Source organism: Actinosynnema pretiosum (genome assembly GCF_024171695.1).
Taxonomy (GTDB): Bacteria; Actinomycetota; Actinomycetes; order Mycobacteriales; family Pseudonocardiaceae; genus Actinosynnema; species Actinosynnema pretiosum.
The window spans coordinates 269,098-292,130 of record NZ_JAMTCF010000010.1 but is presented as its reverse complement, the minus strand read 5'-3'; the positions used below and the strand labels follow the sequence as shown (position 1 = coordinate 292,130).

The window sequence follows — 23,033 nt, the reverse complement described above, 5'->3', positions numbered from 1 at the left end:
GTCAGCCTTTCAGCGGGCCGCCGTTGATGGCGACGCGGTGGCCGAAGCGGGTGTGCGGGTAGTAGTCGTAGACCGCGTGGTGCTGGACGCAGCGGTTGTCCCAGAACACCAGGGTGTTCGGCTCCCAGCGCACCCGGCAGGCCAGCATCGGCCGGTTCGGCACGACCGAGAACAGCAGGTCGAGCACGGCCTGGCTCTCGTCGGCCGACAGCTGGGGGATGCGCGAGGTGTAGGCCGGGTTGACGTACAGCAGCGGACGGTCGGTCTCCGGGTGCCGCACGACGACCGGGTGCTCGCTGACCGGAGGCTCGTAGCCCTCGGGGATCTTGTGGCCCCGGAAGGCGTGCGCGCCGTCGTGGATCGCGGTCAGCCCGGTCAGCAGCTCCTTCACCTTCGGCGAGAGCATGTCGTAGGCGAGGTGCATGTTCGCGAAGAGCGTGTCACCGCCGCTGCCCGGCGCGGGCATCTCCGTGATGTGCAGCATCGAGCCGAGCGAGGGCTCGGCGTCGGCGGTGCCGTCGGCGTGCCAGCCGTTGCCGAACACGGTGGCGGCCTCCGGGGAGGTCGCGACCTCCAGGATGTACGGGTTGCCGTGCTCGGGCGGCGGGTTCACCGGGCGCAGCTCGCCGAAGTGCGCGGCCAGGCGCTGGTGGTCGTCCGGCGTGATGTCCTGGTCGCGGAACACCAGCACGTGGTGGTCCAGGAACGCCGTCCTCAGCTCGGTGAGCTGCTCCCCGGTCAGCTCCCGGCGCAGGTCGAGGCCGGTGACCTCGGCGCCGATGACCGGGGTCAGGCCGCGCACCGCCAGCGTCCGGTGGTCGCGCGGCGGCCTGGTGGTGATCCGCTTGACGGCGTCGAGCTCGTACTGCTCCATGGATTCCTTCTTCCCGTGGGTCTCACAGTCCGATGGCGGCGGCGACCTCGGCGACGTGCGGCGCGCGCACGACGCCGTAGTGGGTGGTGGGCATCTCGCGCCAGCGGCTCGGCTCGGGCAGCAGGGCGCGCCAGCCGTCGCGGTCGGCCACCGGCGAGCCGGGCTCGGGTTCGACCGCGAGCCAGACGTGGCTGGGCGTCGCGGTCAGGCGCGGCAGCCGGTGCCCGCCCATGCTGCGCAGGTTGGCCCGGCACGCGCGGGCGAGCCGCTGGGCGTGCTCGCCCGCGAGGCCGCCCGAGGTGCCCAGTTCCCGCTGGAACACCGCCTCCAGCTGGGCCTCGCCGTAGTCCGCGGCGCTCGCGCCGGGCGGCGGCGGGTCGATCAGGTGCAGTGCGCGCGCTGGCTGTCCGGCCGCCTCGGCCTCGGCGGCCATGCCGGTCGCCACCCAGGCGCCGAACGACCACCCGGCCAGCTGCCAGGTGCGGCCGGGTAGCGCCGCCCGCAGGGCCGCGTGGTAGCGGCGGGCGCGCTCCCCGACGGACCACCCCGGCGGCTCCGGCAGGCCCAGCGCCGGGTCGGCGATCACGCAGACGCCGAGCGCGGGGTCCAGCGCCTCGACGAGCGGCCGGTAGGCGTGCACGTCCCCGCCGACCGGGTGCACCAGGCACACCACCTCGCGGCCCGACCCCTCCCGCCAGACCTGGACGGCCACCTCGCCGGTGCCGCCCGCCCCGGCGAGCTTCGCGAGCAGGCCCGCCATCGTCACCTCGGGGCCGAGCCAGGCGAGGTCGAGGTCGACGCCGAAGAGGCGCTTCGCCGAGTCGACGACCTCCAGCAGGGTCAGGGAGTCGGCCCCCAGGTCGTGGAGCGGGACGTCCGGGCGCAGCTCGGCCACGCCCAGGAGCGCGCGCACCTCCTCGGTCAGCTCCGCCTCGGCGTCCCCGGCCGGTGTCGCGGCGACCGGGGCGGTCTCGCGCTCGTGGAACGCGCGGGCGTGTTCGAGACCGGTCGTCGCGACCAGCAGGTGCGGCAGGCCCGCGCCCAGCGCGCGGGCGAAGGTCCGGCGGCCCTCCTCGGCGCTCATGCCGACCGCCAGGTGCGCCTGGTGGCGGGCGTCGGACTTCAGCGCGGTGACGGCCATGCCGGTGTCCCGCCAGACGTCCCAGGCGATCGAGAGGCGGGCGGTCGGGCCGTCGTGGTGGGCGAGCGCGTCCAGGAACCCGTTGGCGGCGGCGTAGTCCAGCTGACCGACCCCGCCGAACCGGGCCGACAGCGACGAGCAGTAGGCGACGTAGGCGGGCCGGTCGCGTTCGACGAGCCGCTCGACGAGCAGCGCGCCCGCGAGCTTGACGGCCTGCGTCCCCTCGCCCCGGGTGGCGATCAGGGCGCCGTCCGGGTTCCCCGCCGCGTGGACGATCCCGGCCAGGGGGCCCTGGATCGCGTCGGGCGTGACGGTGGTGAGGTCGGCGGCGAGCAGGTCGACGCGGTCCGCCCACGGGGTGAGCGCGTCGGGCAGGAAGGGGGCGCGCGCCAGCAGGACGACCCGGCCGGTGGTGCGGGTCAGCAGCTCCTCGGCGACGGCGGCGCCGATGCCGCCGGTGCCGCCGAGGACGAGGTGGACGCCGTCGGGCGCGAGGGGGTCGCCCGCCTGGACGGGCGCGTCGCCCTCCGCCCACCAGAACCCGGCCCGCAGCGCGACCCTCGGGGGTGGGGTGGGGCCGGTGAGCAGGTCGGCCAGGGGTGCCAGGTCCGGGTCGGGGAGGTCGACCCAGTGGCCGGGGACCCCGCTCTCCTGCGGGCCGACGGCGCTCACCCCGGCGAGCAGCCCGGCCTCGGGGCGGGTGACGCCGGTGTTCGCGGGCGCCGCGCCCGCCGAGGCCCACCACGTCCTGAGCGGACGGCCGCGCGCGGCGCGCAGGAGGGCCGCCGGGGTGTCCACGCAGGCCCACCGCGCGTGGCGCACCGACGCTTCGCCGAGGGGGCCGGTGATGCCCAGGGGTGGGGTGTGGAGCCAGTCGATCTCCTTTGTGGGCAAGGAGTCGAGGATCCGGCGGAGGGAGGCGGTGTCGGCGAGGTCGGCCTCGAACGCGTCGGGACCGAGGCGGGCGAACCGCTCGGCGGCGTGGACCCGGACGACGCGCGGGTAGGCCGCGTCGAGCGCGGGCGCGGTCAGCGGGCCCTCGCCCGCGATGACCAGGACGCGGTCGGTCCGGGTCGCCCGCGCCGCCCGGCGCAGGCGCACCCACGTCGGCTGCCTCAGCCACTCGGCTTCGGGCAGTCGTGCGACGGCGGCCCGCCTGGGGAAGTCGAAGTCCCGCGTGACGAAGGCGGGCGGCGGGAAGTCCCACGGTGCGGGTGCGGCCGAGCGCCCCCAGTCGACCGCGCCGCCGCCCAGCCACACCCGCGCCACCTCGGCGGGCGAGGCGCCGCTGTCCGGCGACGGCCGGGGATCACGTGACAGCGGCGGGACCGGCGCCTCCTGCGGCTCGGCCGCGCGCAGCCAGGCGGCTGCCCCGGCTGCGTCCTCGACGGCGGCGGCCAGGCGCCAGCGGCCGTGCGGGCGGCCGGACTGGAGGTGCCGCAGGGTGTCCACAAAGGACTCCGGGTGCGCGGACAGGTGGTCGGCCACCCTGACCGCCTCCAGCCGCAGGGCCTCGGCGCTGCGGGCCGAGAGCACCAGGCAGCGCACGGGTTCCGCGCGCTCGCGCGGCGGCGCGGGGGCGGACTCCACGACCACGTGCGCGTTGGTGCCGCCGATGCCGAAGCTGCTCACCCCGGCGACGCGCGGTCCGGCGGGCCACGGCTCGGCCCGCGTCGGCACCCGGAACGGGCCCAGGTCCAGCGCCGGGTTCGGCGCCCGGAAGTCCGCGGTCGGCGGGAGCACGCCGTGGTGGACGGCCAGCGTCGCGCGGATCAGGCCCACCACCCCGGCCGCCGCGCCCAGGTGGCCGAGCTGGCTCTTCACCGACGACAACGCGCACGCCGTCGCCTCGGGCATGGCCTCGCGCAGCGCCGAGACCTCGATCGGATCGCCCAGCCGGGTGCCCGTCCCGTGCGCCTCCACGTACCCGACGTCCGAGCCGGAGCGCCCGGCGCGGCGCAGCGCGGCCCGGATCGCCGCGCGCTGCCCGGCCGGGGACGGCGCGCTGTAGCCCTGCTTGACCGCGCCGTCGTTGGTCAGCGCCGAGCCCGTGAGCACCGAGTAGACGGCGTCCCCGTCGCGGCGGGCCGCCGACAGCGGCTTCAGCACCACCACGCCGACGCCGCTCGCGCCGACCGTGCCGTCCGCGTCGTCGCTGAACGGGCGGCAGTGCCCGTCCGAGGAGAAGATGTGCTGCGGCCGGTACCGGTAGCCCCCCTCCAGGGTGCGGTCGACGAGCACCCCGCCCACCAGCATCACGTCCGCCTCGCCGCCGCGCAGCATCCCGGCGGCCAGGTGGACGGCGACCAGCGAGCTGGAGCACGCCGTCTGGGTCGTCAGCGCCGGACCGGTCAGGTCCAGGTGGTAGGCGACCTTGGTGGCCAGGAAGTCCTTCTCGTGGTGCAGCGCGAGCTGGAAGCCGTCCGGCAGCGCGGCCGGGTCGGCCTCGCGCAACATCTCCTGGAAGTAGGTGCTCTCACCGCAGCCCGCGACGATCCCGACCCGGTCCGGCCGGGCGATCCCGGCGTGGGCCAGGGCCTCGACGCAGGTCATCAGCAGTTGCCGCTGCTGCGGGTCCATCAGCGCCGCGTCGCGGTGGCTGACGCCGAAGTGCTCCGGGTCGAAGGCCAGGGGATCGTCCAGCAGGCTGCGCGCGCCGACCAGGCCCTCGGCGGCCGGGAACTCCTCGACGCCCCGGCGTCCCGACACGACCAGGTCCCAGAACGACGCCAGGTCCGGCGCGCCGGGCAGCCGCACCGCCATGCCGATGACCGCCACCGGCTCGTCGGCGGCGGTTGCCTCGGACACCCCGGCCGTGGCCGGGCCCGCTTCCAGGTGCCGGGTCAGGTCGCGGAGGGTGACGTGCTCGAAGAGGTCGGCCGCCGTGAAGCGGTACCCGGCCTCCGCGCAGCGCAGGTGGAACCGCATCAGCGAAAGACTCGTGGCCCCTGCGGCGAAGAACGTCTCGTCGGGCCCGATCGGCGCCCCGGTCACCTCCTCGAACAGGGCGGCCAGCTCGCCCGACGGCGCGACCGACCGCGTGGCCTGCGGCCGGTGCAGATCCGCGCCGGGGGTGTCCGGGGCGGCGTCCCGGTCCAGCTTCCCGCTCGGCGTGCGCGGCAGGGCCTCGACGACGCGGAAGCGGTCGACCCGCGCGTGCGGGGGCAGCAGCGGAACGAGGAAGTCCGCCAGCTCCCGCGCCGACGGGGTCCGGCGGCACTCCAGGAACGCGGCCAGCCGGTCGCCCTGCGGCAGCACCACCGCGTTGACGACGTCGGGGTGCCGCAGCAGCGCGGCCTCGACCTGCCCGAGTTCGAGGCGGTGCCCGCTGACCTTGACCTGCCGGTCGGCCCGGCCGTCGAAGTGCAGCAGCCCGGCGCGGTCGAAGTGCGCGAGGTCGCCGCTGCGGTAGTGCAGCTCGGGCAGCTCGGCGAACTTCTCCGGCGCCGCGTCCCCGAGGTAGCAGCGGTTCGCCGCGAGACCGCCGATGAGCAGCTCGCCCACCTGCCCCGGCGGCAGCGGCGCGCCCGAGGCGTCGGCCACCCGCAGCACCGCGTTCGCCACCGGGCGGCCGATCGCCGGGCGCTCCGGCCAGCGCGCCGGGTCCCCGTCCAGGGTCAGCGCGCTGACGACGTGGGTCTCGGTCGGGCCGTAGTGGTTGTGCAGGCGCGCGCCGGGCATCCCGGCGAACCAGCGGCGGATCGCGGGCGTGCACACGAGCTGCTCACCGGCGGTGATGACGTCCCGCAACCGCGAGGGGTGCCGCCCGAGCCGGGTTCCGTGCTCGGCGAGCAGCTGCAGTGCCACGTACGGCAGGAAGATCCGCTCGATCCCGGCGGTCTCCAGCTGCGCCAGCAGCGCCGGGACGTCGTGCCGCCACTCCGGGCGGACCAGGTGCAGCCGCCCGCCGCCGCAGAGCGTGGTGAAGACCTCCTGGAACGACACGTCGAACGACAGCATCGAGAACTGCTGGGTCGCGGCGGGCGGGAAGTCCTGCCACTGCACCAGGTTCGCCAGCGTGCGGTCCGGGACGCGCACGCCCTTGGGCGCCCCGGTCGAGCCCGAGGTGAACAGCGTGTAGAGCGGCCGTCCGACGTGCCGGGCCGGGACGTCCGGCGCCGGACCGCCGGTCAGCGTCACGGTCCGCTGCTCGACGTCGGTGTCGAACTCCTCGCCGGGAGCGAGCAGGACGCAGGACGGGCGGGCCCGGTCGAGCATCTCCCGCAGCAGCGCGGGCGGGTAGGCGGGATCGAGCGGCACGGCGGTGATGTTCAGCCGCGCGAGCGCGAGCAGCGCGACGACGTGCTCGGCGGACGGCCGGAAGTACAGCGCGATGTCGGTGGCGTCGGCGGGAAGGGCAGCCGCCAGCCGGGCCGCGTGCGCGTCCAGCTCCGCGTAGGTCAGCGTGGTCCCGCCGGTCAGCGCCGGGGCGTCCGGGGTCCGCGCGACCTGCCGCGCGAAGCCCTCGGCCACGGTCTCCCACGCCAGGTCGGCCTCCGCGCCCCGGCCGTGGTCGCGGTGGTCCGGCATCCGGGCGTCGCCGCGCAGGGCGCGGTCGAAGGCCTCGCCGAGTGCCGCCGCCTCGGCTTCGGTGAAGTGCCCCTCGCCGTACTCCCACAGGCAGTCGAAGCCGTCCGGCCGCTCCACGACCGACAGCGTGAGCGCGCACTTGGCCTCGGCCGCCTCGATCCACAGCGGACTGACCAAGCAGCCGGGCAGCCGCAGGGCCTCGAAGTCGGTGTTCTCCAGGACGAACAGGTAGTCGAAGGCCGCGTGCGCCGGGTCGAGGTCGGCGAACGCGACGTCCTGGTGGTCCAGGGCCGCCCCCGCCGCCTCGCCGAGCCTGCGGAGCTGGTCCGCCAGGTCCTCGTCCGGGTCCACCGACAGCGGCAGCCGGACGGTGTTGGCGAACATGCCGACGCCGTCCTCGAACTCCCGCACCGGCCGGTTCGCGACCGGTGCGGCGATCCGGGGCCGGGTGCGCCCGGTGACCGCGCACAGGCTCCTGGCGAACACGCCGAGCAGCAGCTGGAACCGCGTCAGCCCCAGCTCGGCGGCCTGCCCGTCGACGCGCTCGCGGTCGACGCGGGTGACGTGCAGCCTTCCGGCCAGGGACGCCTCGCCGAGCGGCTCGGCGTCGTCGGCGCGGTCGGTGAGCCGGGCGCGGTAGCCGGGCGAGGCGAACCAGCGGGCCTGCCAGTCCGCGAAGTCGAGCGGCGTGCGCGCGCCGGGGCGTGGCCGCGCGCCGGACAGCTCCCGGAACAGGACGTTGAGCGACCAGCCGTCGACCGCGATGTGGTGCAGGCACAGCAGGAACGTGCCGTCCGGCCGCCAGGCGGCCCGCAGCAGCCTGCCCGATGCCAGGTCGAACGGCGCCGTGAAGAAGTCCCCGCCGGGTTCGGTCCACGGGTCGTAGGCCGCCCCCTCCACCTGCCGCAGCCCGTCCGGGGTCGCCTCGAACGCGGTGCGCAGCGCCGGGTGCCGCTCGACCAGGCTGCGCACGTCCCGGCGCAGCGCCGCGAGGTCCGGGTCTCCGGTGACCCGGAACGCGAGCGGCACGTGGTAGGCCGTCGACGCCGGGTTCCGCCGCTGGAGCAACCAGAGCCGCTGCTGCTCGCTGGTGGCGGGCGCGGTCGTCGCGGTGGTCGGCGCGCCCGGTTCCGGGTAGTCCGCGCGCCCCGCCGCCGAGATCGACGCGGCGAGGTCGGCGAGGTCGCCGCGCTGCACGACCGACGGCGCCAGGTCGACGCCCCAGCGCTCCCGGATCGCGAAGCGCAGCCGCAGCGCCTTGAGCGAGTCGCCCCCGGACCGCAGCCAGGTGTCACCGGGACGCAGGTCCGGCACGTCGAGGATCCCCGCGACCACGCCGAGGACCTCGCGCTCCCACGCCGTCGCCTCGCCGCCGGTGTCCGGCCGCCACGCCGGGGAACCGCCCGCCAGCAGCGCGGCCTCGTCGACCTTGCCGTTCGCGTTGCGGGGCAGCTCCCCGAGGCGGAACACGTGGTGCGGGCGCATGTAGTCGGGCACGGCCCCGGCCAGGTGCGCCTCGAAGTCGTCGTAGGACAGCTCGTCCGCGACGACGTAGGCGAGCAGCTCGGCGGTGGCCGCGCGGCGCACGGCCACGTGCGCCTGCCGGATCGCGGGGTGGCCGAGGAGCCGCTGCTCCAGCTCGCCCGGCTCGATCCGGAACCCCCGGACCTTCACCTGCCGGTCGGTGCGCCCGACGTAGGCGAAGCCCCCGCCCGGCAGCACGCGGACCAGGTCGCCCGTGCGGTAGTAGCGGGCGCGGCCTCCGTCCAGCCACGGCAGGCGGACGAACCTCCGCCCGGTCTCCTCGGGCAGGCCCCGGTAGCCGAGGGCGACCCCGGCCCCGGACAGGTGCAGCTCGGCGACCTCGCCCTCGGCCGCCACGCGCTCGTCCGGCGTCACCGCGACGGCACCGGTGCCGGGCAGCGGCCTGCCGATCGGCACGACCTCGGCGTCGAAGTCACGCGGGATCGGGTGGCTGAGCGCGAACGTCGTCGTCTCGGTCGGGCCGTACCCGTTCTGCAGCAGCGTCGGCGAGTCCGGGTTGTCCCGGTACCAGCGGCGGATCAGCGGGGCGTTGAGCTGCTCACCGCCGATGACGACCCGGCGCACGGTGGCGAAGCTGCCGGGCACGGTCTCGGCGACCGCGTTGAACAGCGTCGCGGTCACGAACATCGTGTCGACGCGCTCCCGGACCAGCGCGTCGGCGAACGCGCGCGGGTCGCGGACGGTCTCCTCGTCGAGGACCACGCACGTGCCGCCGGTCAGCAGCGGTACCCACACCTCGAAGCTGATCGCGTCGAAGGCCGGGTTGGCCAGGCAGGCGAACCGCGTGCCGTGGTCGAGCCAGCCGGGTTCGGCGAGCCGCAGGACGCCCGCGTCGCGGACCTCCACGCCCTTGGGGCGCCCGGTCGTGCCGGAGGTGTAGAAGAGGAACGACGCGGGCGCGGGCTCCGCAGGGGGGCCTGCCTCGACCGGCGTCAGCTCCGGCAGCCCGTCCTCGATCACCGCGACCGCGCCCGAGTCGGCGAGGATGACGTCGCGGCGCGCGGGCGGGCTCTGCCGGTCCAGCGGCACGACCTGCCCGCCCAGGCGCAGCACGCCCAGCATGGCCTGCACCAGCTCCAGCGAGCGCGGCAGCCCGACGGCGACCGCGTCACCGGGGCGAACACCTTGCCGCGACAGGGTTTCCGCGACGGCGGCGGCGCCCGCGTCCAGCTCGGCGTAGGTCAGGTGGCGGTGGCCGTCGGACACGGCGACGGCGTCCGGGCGGCTCGAAGCCCGGTCGTGGACGCGGCGGGCGATGGACGTCATCGCGCCCCCAGCTCTGCGGTGATCAGCTCGGCGACCAGCGGCAGCGCGTCGCTCTCCAGCATGTCCCAGTGCCCGCAGTCCGCCGGGACGACCTCGAACCCGCCGAGGGCGCGGCGGCGCCAGAACTCCACCGCGCCGGGGACCGGGTCCTCGCCGACGGCCTGGACGAACACCACCCGCGCGGCCGACTCGCCGGGGTCGTGCTCGCGCGCGGTCAGCCGGTTGTGGTTGTACGTGCGGTGGTAGCGCTCGATCTGCTCGTCCTCGATGCCGGGGTACATCCCGTTGAACCGCACCAGCTTCTCGCGGAACTCGGCCGCCGGAACGGGGTCGGTCGCGGCTCTCGCGGCCGGGTCGTCGGTCGCGGCGGTGTCGAGGAGGACCACGCTGACGCGGTGCTCCCCGGCCAGCCGACGCCCCATCTCGTGGGCGACGAGGCCGCCGTAGGACAGTCCGCAGAGGACCAGGGCTTCCCCTGGCCGCGGGTCGACGAGCCGCAGGTACTCCTCGGCCATCGCCTCCACGCTCGGCAGCGGCGACTCGCCGGGGTTGAGGCCGGGGGACTGGATGCCGAGCACCCCGGCGTCCTCGGGCAGCAGGGCGCTGAGCGGCAGGTAGCAGAACGCCGTGCCGCCCGCCGGGTGCACGCAGACGACGCGGGCCTTCCCCGCGCCCCGGCGGAACTCGACGAGGCTGCCGCCGTCGACCGGCCGGTCCGCGCGCAGCAGCGCGGCCTGCGCCTCGACGGTCGGGTGCAGGATGACGTCGCGGATCGGCAGCTCGCGGCCGAACCCGACGCCGATCGCGTGGGCGAGCTTGATCGCCGAGATCGACGTGCCGCCGACGTCGAAGAAGTCGTCCGAGACGCCGATCGAGGGGTGCAGGAGCAGGTCCCGCCAGATCCGCAGCAGCGCCAGCTCGACGTGGTCGCGCGGTGCGGTGGTGTTGACCGGGCTGGTCGACGCGCTCGTGCGGGCGCGCGCCAGGACCGCGTCGCGGTCGAGCTTGCCGCTGCGGCTGAGCGGCAGCCGGTCGAACTCGGCGAACACCGACGGGATCATGTAGTCGGGCAGCCGGTCGGCCAGCGCCGCGCGCCACTCGTGCGCGCTCCGGCTCCCGCCCGCGACCCCGGCGACGAGCCGGGGATCGCCCTCGCGGTCGACCAGCACCGCGGCCTCGCGGACACCGGGGACGGCCAGCAGCGCGGCCGTCACCTCGCCGGGCTCGATGCGGAAGCCGCGCAGCTTGACCTGGTCGTCCCGGCGACCGGCGTACTCGGTCTCGCCGCCGGGGAGCCAGCGGGCCAGGTCCCCGGTGCGGTACATGCGCTCGCCCGGCGCGAACGGGTCCGGCACGAACCGCTCTGCGGTCAGGTCCGGCCGGTGCAGGTAGCCGCGAGCCAGGCAGTCACCGGCGAGGAACACCTCACCGACCACGCCCGGCGGCACCGGGCGCAGCCGGTCGTCCAGCAGGTACAGCCGGGACCCCGGCAGCGGTCGCCCGATCGGCGCCGGGCGGTCCAGGGGCTCCGGGTCGACGTGCGCGGTCGCGTAGAGGGTGGCCTCGGTCGGCCCGTAGCCGAAGCAGATCCGCAGTCCGGGCAGAGCAGCGGCGAACCGGGCGAGCGCGGCCTCCTGGAGGGGTTCGACGCCGGTGAGGACCTGCCGCAGCGCCAGCCCGGCGACCCTGGTCGGGTCCTCGTCGATCCAGCGGACGTAGGCCGGCGGCAGGAACGCCTGCACCACCCGGTGCTCCCGCAGCCACGCCATCAGCGCCGCCGGGTCCGGCCGGACGTCCTCGGGCACGACGTGCAGCACGGCCCCGGTGGTCAGCGGCAGCAGGAGCTCGTGCACCGAGGCGTCGAAGCCGGTGCTCGACCACGCCGACGTGGCCTCGCCGGGCGTCGCGCCGAAGCGGTCCAGCCACTGGTCGAACAGGGCCAGGACGCTGTGGTGGGTCACCGCGACGCCCTTCGGCCGCCCGGTCGACCCCGAGGTGCAGATGACGTACGCGGTCTCGCGGGGATCGGTGGTGACCGCTTCGCGCGTCTCGTCGCCCTCGGCCTCCAGGGCGCCGATGTCGTCCAGCACCAGGATCGGGCGCGCGTCCTCGACCATCGCCGCCTGCCGCGCCGGGGGTTGGGCCGGGTCGAGCGGGAGGTAGGCGGCGCCGGTCTTCAGCACGCCCAGCGCGGACACCACCAGCTCGGCCGACCGCCCGCTCCGGATGGCGACGACCTCGCCCGGCCCGGCCCCGCGTCGGCGCAGGGCGTTGGCCAGCCGCGTCGAGCGGCGGTCCAGCTCGCCGTAGGTGAGGGTCCGGCCGTCGCAGACGAGCGCCGGGGCGTCCGGCGCGGTGTCGGCCTGGGTGGTGAACCGCTCGACCAGCCCGCCGGGGCGCCTGTGCGGTGCGGTGCCGGTGCTCCAGCCGGTGAGGATCTCGCGGCGCTCGGCGTCGTCGAGCAGGTCGTAGCCCGCGACGTCGGCCTCGGGGTGGGCGGCGAGCTGGTGCAGCAGCCGGACGAGGTACCGCGCGTACCGCTCGGCGGTCGCGCGGTCGAAGAGGGCGACGGCGTAGTCGAGGTGCCCGAGGACGTCGTCGTGCCCGGCGGCGAGGTTGAGCGCGAGGTCGAACTTGGCGGGGGCGTGCTCGACCTGGAGGGGTTCGGCTGCCACCCCCGGCAGTTCCAGGACGTCGTCGAGCTTCGGCACCCAGGCGAACATCGTCTGGAAGAGCGGGGTGTGCGCCGGGCTGCGAGGCGGGTTCACCAGCTCCACGACCCGCTCGAACGGCAGCTCGACGTGGTCGATGGCGCCGCGCAGGGCCGCGCGGACCTGCTTGAGCAGGGCGGAGCCGGTGGGGGAGTCGGTGGGGGAGCCGCCCAGATCGGCGCGCACGGCCAGGGTGTTGACGAAGAACCCGAGCGTGTCGGGGTGGTCGCCGCCCGCGCCCCGGTTGGCGGTCGGCACGCCGACAACGATGTCACCTTGCCCGGAGAGCCGGGAGAGCAGGAGGAACCAGCAGGTCAGGATGGTGGAGTAGAGCGTGACACCGTGCTCGCGCGCGACCGCCTTCAGACGCCCGGTGAGCTCCGGCCCGAGCGAGACCGGCACACGCGCGCCCCGGTAGTCCTGCCGGGCCGGACGCGGCCGGTCGGCGGGCAGCTCCAGCACCGGCGCCACCCCGTCGAGCCGGTCCAGCCAGTACGCCTCGTGCGCCTCCCTGCCGGGACCGGTCAGCCACTCCTGCTGCGCCAGGGCGTACTCGCGGTACGGCCGGGCGGGCGGCAGGTCGGCCACCGCGCCGGTCAGCTCGGCGGCGTAGAGGATGCCCAGCTCGCGCAGCAGGAGGGTGCGGGACCAGCCGTCGAAGACGATGTGGTGCACGGTGATCAGCAGGACGTGCCGCCGGTCCCCCTCGACGAGCAGCCGGGCACGCGCCAGCGGCGCCCGCGACAGGTCGAAGGGCGCACCGGGTTCGTCCCGCCGCAACGCGGCAGCCGCGTCCGCCCGCCCGGCGACGTCGTCGACGGGACACGGAAACCCGTGACCGGTGGGTTCCACGACCTGCACGGGCCAGCCGTCCTCGACGACGACCCTGGTCCGCAGCGCCTCGTGGCGGTCGGCGAGAGCGTCCAGGGCGCGTCGCAGGGCGTCGCGGTCGAGGGGACCCCGCAGGGCGAAGGCCATGGTCTCGTTGTAGGCCGGTCCCGCGCCATCCAGCTGGGAGACGGTCCAAAGGCGTTGCTGACCGGATGACAGCGGTGCGGACATTCGCATGGGGGACGGCCTTTCCAGGCAAGGCGGGCGTACCGGTACCGCTTTGTGCCGTTGCAGCCGAGGGTGGGGAAATGCACTCTGTCTCTCCAGTCAGTTAACACCAGACCAACGGCGATGACGAGAGTTCGGCCGAAGTTTGCCGGGCTGTCTCATTTGGTTTCCCGAACCGCTCCCCGGTCGTACGGGTGCGCGACCGCGTAACCCACCGCGGGGTCGTCGGTCAAGCGTTCTGTGTCGAATTGGACATCAAGATCACGTCCCCAGTGGCGAGCGGCGACGTCCTGGGGGCGGGGAAGTCGAAGACCCGATTTGCCCTGGTTTCGACCGTTTGTCGGTGCTGCGGCCAGCGGCGACCAGGGGGCGGGAACCGGCCTGGAGTCGGTGTCGGGGTGGCACGTCGATCGACAACCGCTTGGTCGATTTGAACAATCTCGCTCTCTGCTCCGGGTCGGCGCGTGTTCATTCCTCCGGCTGGGCCCGGATAGTCTTGGAGCTTTTTGAACTGAGCCAGAAGCTGTCCAATTATCTATTAACTTGAATTCGATGTGACTGTGGTTCGTGTTGGTTCGCGTCGCCTGTCCTGTCGCACTGTGACTAGTTTCGGTGTCCACGGCTGACCTCGCAGGCCAGGGCATTGTCCGTGACCTTGTCCCGTGGGCAGCCGCACCGTACTCAGGTGCCGGTCGATCTGGCTGCGGTATCGAGTTGGCGCCGCAGCCGGATGAGGTGTCACCCCGCTGTCATGAGAGATCCTCAAGAACGTCGGGTGCCGATCGGCCGAATCCCCTCCGCCGTCGGGATTGACGCTGAGCCTTTTCCAACCTCATCCGCGGACCGCCGAAGTGGTGTCCCGGCCCCGTGAACCCTGGTCCGGGTGCCGCCACGTCAACAGCCGCTAAGCCCAGGTCGGTTCCCACCGGGGGTGCGGGATCCGCGCGTGGGCGGCTTTCAGGAACGCGCGCAGGTCCGCGAGACCGGGGTGATCGTTCATCGTCGACCAGAGCAGGCGGTGCGGGTAGAGCGGGGTCGGGTTTCGCAGCGGGACGCGGCGCAGGTCGTAGGCGGCGGGCCACAGGTAGTGGTCGCCGGAGCTGACGATCGTGGCGGAGTCCGCCGACGACGCGAGTTGTTCCAGCAGCGCCTCGTCGCCGAAGTGCGGGCCCGCGCCGTCGACCGCCGCGCCGAACGCGCGGGCGAAGTCCCGGTAGAACCGCGCCCACTCGGTCCCCGGCCTGATCCCCGGCACCCACACGCGGTACCCGGCCAGCTCCGCCGGGGCCAGTTCCGCGCGGTCGGCCAGCGGGTGGTGGGGGCCGACGAGAAGCTCAAGCCCGCTGTCCACCGCCCGTGCCGTGCGCACGTCGTCCGGCAGGTCCGCGTGCGCCAGGGGGACGGCGCGGAACGAGGCGTCGACTGCGCCCGCGCGCACCGCCTCCAGCGCCCCGCCCAGGTGGTTCTCCGGCAGCGTCACCACCTCCAGCGCCACCTCGGGGTGCGCGGCGTGGAAGGCGCGCAGGGCGGTGGACGGGGCGGTGCGCAGGTTCGGCACGTCTACCCGCAGCACCCGGTTTTCCGGCTGCACCGACCGCGCCGCCCGCTCCACGGCCCGCAGCACCGCCCTGGCGTGCGGGAGGAACACCTCGCCGTCCAGCGTCAACCGGACACCGCGCGGCGTGCGCGCGAACAGCGCCACCCCGACCACGCGCTCCAGCGCCCCCACCCGCTTGGACACCGCCTGCTGGCTGATGCCCAGCTCCACGGCCGCGTCCCCCAGCCTCCCCGACTCGGCGGCGGCTACGAAGGCGCGCACGCTCTCAACGTCCACCGGTCCGCCCCAACTGCCGGTTGTGGCCGGTGGGCGCGTCGGTTGTTGGGCCGCCGGGCGGGGGCGTTGGTGGGATCGGCACATGAGCAGCCTGCCAAGAGCGCGCACCTACGTCCACGGGCCCGAGTTCGCCCGCGTCGCCGAGCGGATCTTCGAGGTCACCGACCTCACCTCGCGGTTGAACTCCTTGCCGTACAACAGCGCGGAGGAGCGCGCCGCGTTGCACGCCGCGATCTTCGGCCGTCCGCTGCCGGAGTCGGTTCGGATCCTGCCGCCCTTCCACACCGACTGCGGTTTGAACACCGAGTTCAGCGAGGACGTCTTCGTCAACCACGGCTGCACCTTCTACGACCGGGGTGGGCTGCGCATCGGCAGCGGCGTGATGCTCGGGCCGCGCGTCACCCTGATCACCTCCGACCACCCGGTGCCGCCCGAGGACCGGCGGGCGTTCACCGAGGAGGCGCCGGTGGTGCTGGAGGACGGGGTGTGGCTCGGGGTCGGGGTCATCGTGCTGCCGGGGGTGACGATCGGGCGTGACTCGGTGGTGGGGGCGGGCGCGGTGGTCACCGGAGACGTCCCGGCGGGCGCGCTCGTCACCGGGGGTGCGGCGTCCGTGCGCCGCAGGTGGTGACGCGGTGCGGGAAACCCTTGACGCGCAAGGGCTTCCCGCACCCGCCTCACCCGGCGTAGCAGGCCTCCACCTCGTCGGCCCACCGCCGGACCACCACGTCCCGCTTCACCTTCAGCGACGGCGTCAGGCACCCGTTCTCCTGGGTGAACTCCACCGGCAGCACCCGGAACCTGCGCACCGACTCCGCCCGCGAGACCGCCGCGTTCCCCTGGTCCACCGCGCGCTGGAGCTCCGCCAGCAGGTCAGGGTCGCCCGCCAGGTCCGCCACGGTCGCCGACTCCGGCTTGCCCGCCGAGCGCTTCCACACCGGGAAGTGCTGGTGGTCCACGGTCAGCAGCGCCGCGACGTAGTTGCGCCCGTCGCCCACCACCACGGCGTTGCCCACGAGCGGGTGGCCGCCGATGCGGTCCTCGATGGCGGCGGGGGAGACGTTCTTCCCGCCGCTGGTCACCAGGATCTCCTTGCTGCGCCCGGTGATCACCAGGAAGCCCGCGTCGTCCACGTGCCCGAGGTCGCCGGTGGCCAGCCAGCCGTCCTCGAACGTCGCCGCCGTCGCCGCCTCGTCCCGCCAGTAGCCGCCGAACACGGTGGGGCCCTTGACCTGCACCTCGCCCGCGTCCGAGATCCGCAGGGTCATGCCGGGCAGCGGCCTGCCCGCCGTGCCCGCCCGGAACGCCTCCGGGGTGTTGATCGTCGCGGTCGACGTGGTCTCGGTCAGGCCGTAGCCCTCCAGCACGGTGATCCCGGCCGCCCGGTAGAAGTGCACCAGCCTGGGGGACAGGGCGGCGCCGCCGGAGAGCACGTGCTCGCACCTGCCGCCCAGCGCGGCGCGCAGCCTGCGGTACACCAGCCGGTCGAACGCCGCGTGCCGCAGCCGCAGGCCGAGGCCGGGGGAGTCCGCCGACGAGTGCGCCACGGCGACCTCGGTCGCCGCGTCGAACACCTTGCCCCTGCCCGAGTCGAGCGCCTTCTGGCGCGCGCCGTGGAAGATCTTCTCCAGCACGTACGGCACCGCGAGCACGAACGTGGGGCGGAACGTGGCCAAGTCGGCCACCGCGTCGCCGACCTTCGCGGTGTGCCCCAGGGTGACCCCGGCCCACACCGCGCCGACCTGGAGCATCCGGCCGACGACGTGCGCCAGCGGCAGGAACAGCAGGGTGGAGGCCTGCGCCGCGCCGCCGTCGCCGAACAGCGAGCGCAGCACGCCGACCGCGCCCTGGGCCTCGGCCAGGAAGTTGCCGTGCGTGAGCACGCAGCCCTTGGGCCTGCCGGTGGTCCCCGAGGTGTAGACGATGGTGGCGGGCTCGTCGTGGCCGGTCTCCCGGCAGCGGTCCAGCACCTCGGACTCGGGGACGTCCGCGCCCGCGACCGACAGCTCCGCCGCCGCGTCGTCGATCCGCCACACCGGGGCGGTCCGCTCGACCCCGGTGAACGCCGCCCGCACCAGGGCCTCGTGCTCGTCGGTCTCCACGACCGCCGCGCTCGCCCCGGAGTCGGCGACGATCCACTCGACCTGCTCGGCCGAGGACGTCGGGTAGACCGGGACCGTCACGGCTCGGGCGGCCCAGATCGCGAAGTCGAACAGGGTCCACTCGTAGCGGGTCGCCGCCAGGAGCAGCACCCGGTCGCCGGGGCGGATTCCGGAGCTGACAAGGCCTCTGGCGACGGCGACGACCTCGTCGCGGAACTCGCGCGCGGTGACGGGGACCCATCCCGAGGCGCTCTTGCGGCGGAACGCGGTGGAGTCGGGGGCCCGCTCGGCGTTGACCTGCACGAGCTGGGCCAGACCGCCGGTGACGGGCGCGGCGGGCAGGGGCGCGGTGGTGACCTCGCGCATGGGTGGTGACTCCTCGGGCTGAACGCGGGGACCGGGGTCGACGCCCCGCGCGTGCGGGTGCGGACCGGGAACGGAGGGGAGCGTAACGGTTGTCAGGAAACGGAAAATGTGACCGTCATCACGTATCAAGGGTTGCTCAAGAACCTGTGAGGAAGCGGTCGGAAAATGCCTCCCACCTGCGAATTCGACCTTCGGTCAGCGGCCTGCCGAGAATCCTTTGCCTTTTGATGCAACCCTGCTACCGTTCGTCGCGCAACGATCTTGATAACCCGCTGTGCCCGGTCGGTCGCCACCCGCGAACGGCTGTGGGCCAGGTAAAACGGGTTCCGGTGGACGCGGCGCGCGCTTCCTCGGGACGCGTCCTTCCCGCGTCATTCCCCTTTTTTGGATCCGCTGTTCCCTTATTGGGGACGTCGCCGAGGTGGAGGCTCGCCAATGTCCGGTCGCGCAAGCGTCGGCGACACCGGTGCGAGACTGCTCGTGCTGCCCGTCGACGGGGACCACCAGCTGTGCCTGCGGGTGTTAGCCCCGCTCGCCGACGACCCGGCCGCGCCGGTCCTGGTGATCGTCCCCGCCATGGGCATCACCGCCTCCTACTACGACCCGCTGGCCGAAGGCCTTGCCCGCCAAGGGTTCCCGGTCGTCGCCTGTGACCTGCGCGGCCACGGGGCCAGCGTCCCCGCGATCTCCCGGCGCTCCCGGCACGGCCAGCAGGACGCGGTCGCCACCGACCTGCCCGCGATCGTGACCGCGGCCCGCCGCGAGTTCCCCGGCAGGCGGCTGGTCCTGCTCGGCCACAGCATCGGCGGCCAGCTCGCCGCCGCCTACCTGGCCAGGCCCGAGGCCGACGCGGACGGGCTCGCCCTCATCGCCTCCGGCACGCCGCACCACCGCGTCTACCCGCCGCTGCGCGCCCTGCGCGTGCTCGCGGGCACCGGGGCCGCCGCGCTGCTGGGCCGGGTGTGGGGCTACTTCCCCGGCGACCGCGTCGGCTTCGCGGGCCGCGAGTCGGCGGGCGTCATCCGGGACTGGGCGCGCTTCGCCCGCACCGGCCGCTTCCGGCCGGACGGGGCCGACCTGGACTACGAGCGCGCCATGTCCACTGTGGACGTCCCGGTGCTGGTGGTCTCGGTCGAGGGCGACCTCATGCACACCCCCGCCGCGATGGCCGCCCTCACCGCCAAGCTCGGCACGACCCGCGTCACCGAACGCCGCTACACCGCGGCGGACGCGGGCGGACCGCTCGACCGCTACCGCTGGGTCCGCGTCCGGGGCCCGCTGCCCGCCTGGGTGCGGGACTGGTGGCGCGACCACGAGATGACCGGAGGCGTACGGCCGTGACCGAACGGGACGAGGCGATCGCCGCCCTGGCGAGCACGAGCGGCCACGCGGGGGAGTGGGCCGCGCTGCCCCTGCGCGACAAGCGGGACCTGCTGCTGCGGCTGCACGAGCGGGCGGGCCGCGTCGCCGACGAGTGGGTGCGGTTGTCCTGCCGCGCCAAGGGGATCCCGCTCGGCGAGCCGGTGGAGAGCGAGGAGTGGCTGGCCGGACCGTACGCGCTGCTGCGCTACGCCGCCGCCCTCGCGCGCACCGTCGACACCCTCGCCGACGGCCGCAGCCCGCTGCACGGCGTCACCGTCCGCCACCGCCCCGACGGCAGGCTCGCCCTGCGCGCGCTGCCCCACGACCTGCCGGACCGCTTGGCGCTCAACGGGTTCAGCGCCTGGACGTGGACCACGCCCGGCGCGACCGAGCAGCGGTTGCGCGACAGCGCGGCGAGCGCCCTGCGCCAGGGCCGGGTCGCGGACGGCGCGACGCTCGTGCTCGGCGCGGGCAACGTCTCGGCCACCGCACCCACCGACGTGCTGCACGCCCTCTACCACGGCAACGCCCCGGTGCTCTGCAAGCTCAGCCCGGTCAACGACTACCTGCTCCCGGTGCTCCGGGAGTGCTTCGCGCCGTTCACCGAGCGCGGCTTCGTCGCCCTGGTCACCGGCGGCGCCGAGGTCGGGGCCGCGCTCGTCGCCGACGACCGCGCCGCCGCCGTGCACATCACCGGCAGCCTCGCCGCCCACGACCGCATCGTGTTCGGCGACGGCCCCGAGGCCGAGCGCCGCAAGGCCGACCGCGCCCCGCTGCTGACCAAGCCGATCACCAGCGAGCTCGGCGGCGTCGGCGCGACCGTGGTGCTGCCCGGCCCGTGGACCAAAGCCGACCTGCGCTACCAGGCCTGGCACACCGCGACCCAGAAGCTCACCAACAACGGCTTCAACTGCACCGCATCGCAGGTCGTGGTCCTGCCGCGCGACTGGGACCTCGCCGACGCGTTCACCGCCGAGCTGCGCGCCGCCCTGCGCGCCACGCCCGCGCGCCCGGCCTACTACCCCGGCGCCGAGGACCGGCTCGACGCGGTCCTCGGCGCGCACCCGGACGCCGAGGACCTCGGCACGCCCGGCCACCGCAGGCTGCTCGTCGACGGCCTGGACCCGGAGAACGCCGCAGAACCCTTCTACCGCACCGAGTTCTTCGCCCCGGCCCAGGGGATCGTGCGGCTGCCCGGCGCCCCCGGGGACTACCTGCGCGCCGCCGTCGACCTGTGCAACAACACCCTCTTCGGCACCCTCGGCGTCAACCTCCTGGTCCACCCCGCCACGATCGCCGCGCTCGGCCCGGACTTCGACAAGACCCTGGTGTCGCTGCGCTTCGGCGCGATCGCCGTCAACACCTGGACCTCGCTGGGCTACCTCACCCCGCAGGTGCCCTGGGGCGCGTTCCCCGGCCACGAGCCGCACGACGCGGGCAGCGGCATCGGCCGCGCCCACAACGCCCTGCTGGTCGAGCACACCGAGCGCACCATCCTCACCGGCCCGTTCCGCCCGGCCCCCAGATCGCTGCTGACCGGCCAGCCCTCGGCCATGCCGCTGCCGCCGTGGTTCCTCAACAGCCCCACCGGGCACCGCACCGCGCGCCTGCTCACCCGGTACGCGGCGCGACCGGGGTCGCTGCGCCTGGCCGCCACCGCGCTGTCCGCCGCGCTGCCCTGACGGCCCGCGCCCCCGCCACCGCACAACACCCACACCCGGTCCCGCCGCGCTCCGGGCTGCCCAGAAGAGGAAACCCCCGTGGACCACGTCAACCACTTCGACACCAAGGCGACGTACTGGATAATGCGGGCCGAGTACCTGGTCGGGTTCATCGCCTGCGTGGTGCTGGCGCTCCTGCACTTCGGGGACATCCGGTGGTGGGCGGCGATCCTGCTGTTCTTCTCCATCGACGTCATCGGCTACTACCCCGGCGCGATCGCGTTCAAGCGGGCCAAGGGCGGGCCGATCCACAAGGCCTACTACGTGCTGTACAACACGATGCACAACTGGTTCGCCGCCGCCGCCCTCGCCGGCCTGTGGGTGCTGGCGTTCGGCGTCGAGTGGGCGCTGCTGGCGATCCCGCTGCACCTGTGCGCGGACCGGGGTCTGCTGGGCAACACCCTCAAGCCGTTCAGCGTCGCGTTCGAGCCCGAGCCGCTGCCCGCGTTCCAGTCGTTCATCGCCCAGGTCACCGGCAAGCAGCAGCACCGCCCGGTCCAGGACCCCACGCCCGCCGAGGCCTCCGCCGCGTGATCACCACCGACGACGCGGAGATCCTCGCGTCGCTGCGCGAGCACAGCGACCACCCGAGCGGTTTCCTCGCCTACAACGGGAAGACCTCGCACTTCCGCGGCGAGCAGGTCCCCGGCACGATCGCCTACCGCCGAGGCGGACGCCACGTCGTGCAGCTGTGCGGGCCGCTCACCGGCGCCGAGCACCGGGCCGCGCTGCTGGCCGAGTTCCGCGCCTGGACCAGGTCGCAGCGGCTGCGGATCTGCGCCGTGCAGCTCTCCCGCGCCGACGCCGAGCTGTACGCGGGGCAGGGCTTCGCGGTCAACCAGCTCGGCCGCACCTACGGCGTCGACCTCGCGGCGTTCACCACCAGGGGCGGCCCGCTCGCCAAGGTGCGGCAGAACATCGCCCGCGCCAAGCGGGACGGCGTCACCGTCGCGGAGAGCGCCTCCCAGGACGACCCCCGGCTGTCCGAGATCGACGCGAGGTGGTTGCGCGCCAAGGGAAGGCACGTCAAGGAGCTCGACTTCATGATCGGCGAGCGCGGCGGCCGGGGCGCCGCCCACCGCCGGATCTTCGTCGCCAGCGTCGGCGAGCGCCCCGTCGCCTACATCTCCTACTCCCCGGCGTTCGGCAGCAGGCCCGGCTGGCTCTACGACCTGACCCGCCGCGACCCCGACTCGCCCGTCGGCACCATCGAGCTGGTCAACCTCCAGGCGCTGCAAGCGTTCCAGGCCGAGGGCGCGGGCTGGCTGCACCTGGGCCACACCCCGTTCGCCGGGCTCGACCCGGCCAACGAGGTGCCCGGAGCGGCCAGCGGCGCCGTCACCCGCGTCGCCGGGCTGATCGCCGAGCACGGCAAGGCGGTCTACCCCGCGCGCACCCAGGAAGCGTTCAAGCGCAAGTGGGCCCCGCACGTGGTCGAGCCCGAGTACGTCGCCTTCGAGGGCGGCGTGACGGTCTCCTCCCTGTGGAACCTGCTGCGGCTCACCCGAGCCATCTGAACAACAACCATCACCACCACGAGGAAAAGAACAACCATGAGCGACGAGATCAGGCCCGAGGTCGACTGGGACCGCACCGTCCCCGTGCTCGAAGGCGCCCGCACCCTGGAGCTGACGCCCGAGTCGTGCGACCTCCAGTACTGGCTCGACGAGGTGGCGGGCAGGCTGCTGCGCCGCATCCCCAACGGCCACACCCCCGAGGCGCTCGTCCCCGAGCAGGTCCTCAAGCCCGGCCCGCTGCGCGACGCCCTGATCCAGGAGTTCGCCTTCCGCACCATCGCGGAGGAGAAGGTCACCCGCGCGCTCGGCCACCTGGTCGCCGCCGCGCCCAACCGGGTCATGACCGAGTTCTTCTCCACCCAGCTGCTCGACGAGGCCCGGCACGCCCGCGTGTTCCGCGACCACATCATCGAGGTCGGCGTGCCCGAGGCCGAGGTCGACGGCGTGATCACCGAGGTCGCTGGTCAGGCGATCGAGAGCGTGCTCGACCCGCTGGAGGCGTTCGGCGTCTCGGTCATCCGCGACCAGGGCGACTTCTACGGCGGCGTCATCACCCTCACCATCCTGGTGGAGGGCGTGCTCGCCCCGTTCGGCGAGCTGAGCGAGCGCAAGTGGGCCGAGCTGGACCCGGCGGGCGCCGAGATCGAGCGCGGCGCGGGCATGGACGAGATCCGCCACCTGTCCGTGGGCAGCAGCGTGATCAAGCGCCACCTCGAGGAGCAGCCCGGCGAGCGGATGCGCATCCTGGAGCTGATCCAGCGCGGGCGCGCGCTGTGGGAGGGGCTGCCCATGCAGCCGGTGCTGTTCCAGCGGGAGTCGCTGTTCCAGCAGGGCTTGGAGGAGTGGGGCCACCTGATCCCCGAGTACGAGGTGTGGCCGGGCCGCAAGCTCGTCGACACCAGCGCCGAGGAGCGCATGGTCACCGCGTCCACCTGGTCGCAGGAGACCCAGGACGTCCGGATGCGCTACATGGGCCTGGTCTAGGCCACCACCCCCGATCAGGAC

At 74.4% G+C, this 23,033-nt stretch carries 11 protein-coding genes; 6 read left to right on the top strand and 5 right to left on the bottom strand.

Annotated elements, in window-relative coordinates; genetic code table 11:
* Position 1: 1 nt before the first annotated feature.
* The 4 genes from LV78_RS22015 to LV78_RS22000 form a co-directional block, all read right to left on the bottom strand.
* Complete coding sequence (locus LV78_RS22015) at positions 2–874, bottom strand: TauD/TfdA dioxygenase family protein (RefSeq protein WP_253847484.1); 873 nt, start codon at positions 872–874, stop codon at positions 2–4.
* A gap of 22 nt (positions 875–896) precedes the next feature.
* Positions 897–9,356 (bottom strand): AMP-binding protein, encoded by an 8,460-nt coding sequence (locus tag LV78_RS22010; RefSeq protein ID WP_253847483.1) that lies wholly within the window; start codon positions 9,354–9,356, stop codon positions 897–899.
* Positions 9,353–13,129 carry a non-ribosomal peptide synthetase gene (locus LV78_RS22005; protein WP_253847482.1) on the bottom strand — a complete coding sequence of 1,259 codons (3,777 nt, stop codon included), beginning with the start codon at positions 13,127–13,129 and terminating at the stop codon, positions 9,353–9,355. The genes LV78_RS22010 and LV78_RS22005 overlap by 4 nt, the downstream gene beginning before the upstream one ends.
* A 901-nt stretch (positions 13,130–14,030) precedes the next feature.
* Positions 14,031–14,945 carry a LysR family transcriptional regulator gene (locus tag LV78_RS22000; RefSeq protein WP_253847481.1) on the bottom strand — a complete coding sequence of 305 codons (915 nt, stop codon included), beginning with the start codon at positions 14,943–14,945 and terminating at the stop codon, positions 14,031–14,033.
* Between the two features lie 97 nt (positions 14,946–15,042).
* On the opposite strand from LV78_RS22000, the gene LV78_RS21995 reads away from it, so the two are divergent.
* The gene (locus LV78_RS21995) at positions 15,043–15,591 is read left to right on the top strand and encodes a sugar O-acetyltransferase (protein ID WP_253847480.1); all 549 of its coding nucleotides are present in this window, start codon (positions 15,043–15,045) and stop codon (positions 15,589–15,591) included.
* 46 nt (positions 15,592–15,637) lie between these two features.
* On the opposite strand, the gene LV78_RS21990 is transcribed toward LV78_RS21995, so the two are convergent.
* Complete coding sequence (locus tag LV78_RS21990) at positions 15,638–17,428, bottom strand: AMP-dependent synthetase/ligase (RefSeq protein ID WP_253847479.1); 1,791 nt, start codon at positions 17,426–17,428, stop codon at positions 15,638–15,640.
* A gap of 435 nt (positions 17,429–17,863) precedes the next feature.
* Between LV78_RS21990 and LV78_RS21985 the strand changes: the two genes are divergently transcribed.
* The 5 genes from LV78_RS21985 (at position 17,864) to LV78_RS21965 (ending at position 23,012) form a co-directional block, all read left to right on the top strand.
* Complete coding sequence (locus LV78_RS21985; RefSeq protein ID WP_253847478.1) at positions 17,864–18,769, top strand: alpha/beta hydrolase family protein; 906 nt, start codon at positions 17,864–17,866, stop codon at positions 18,767–18,769.
* Entirely contained in the window at positions 18,766–20,472 is a 1,707-nt protein-coding gene (locus LV78_RS21980) for an aldehyde dehydrogenase family protein (RefSeq protein WP_253847477.1), read from the top strand. The genes LV78_RS21985 and LV78_RS21980 overlap by 4 nt, the downstream gene beginning before the upstream one ends.
* A 78-nt stretch (positions 20,473–20,550) precedes the next feature.
* Positions 20,551–21,045: a hypothetical protein gene (locus LV78_RS21975; protein ID WP_253847476.1), complete on the top strand. Its 495-nt coding sequence runs from the start codon at positions 20,551–20,553 to the stop codon at positions 21,043–21,045.
* Entirely contained in the window at positions 21,042–22,028 is a 987-nt protein-coding gene (locus LV78_RS21970; RefSeq protein ID WP_253847475.1) for a bifunctional lysylphosphatidylglycerol flippase/synthetase MprF, read from the top strand. The genes LV78_RS21975 and LV78_RS21970 overlap by 4 nt, the downstream gene beginning before the upstream one ends.
* Before the next feature lie 36 nt (positions 22,029–22,064).
* The gene (locus LV78_RS21965) at positions 22,065–23,012 is read left to right on the top strand and encodes a ferritin family protein (RefSeq protein WP_253847474.1); all 948 of its coding nucleotides are present in this window, start codon (positions 22,065–22,067) and stop codon (positions 23,010–23,012) included.
* Positions 23,013–23,033: the final 21 nt, after the last annotated feature.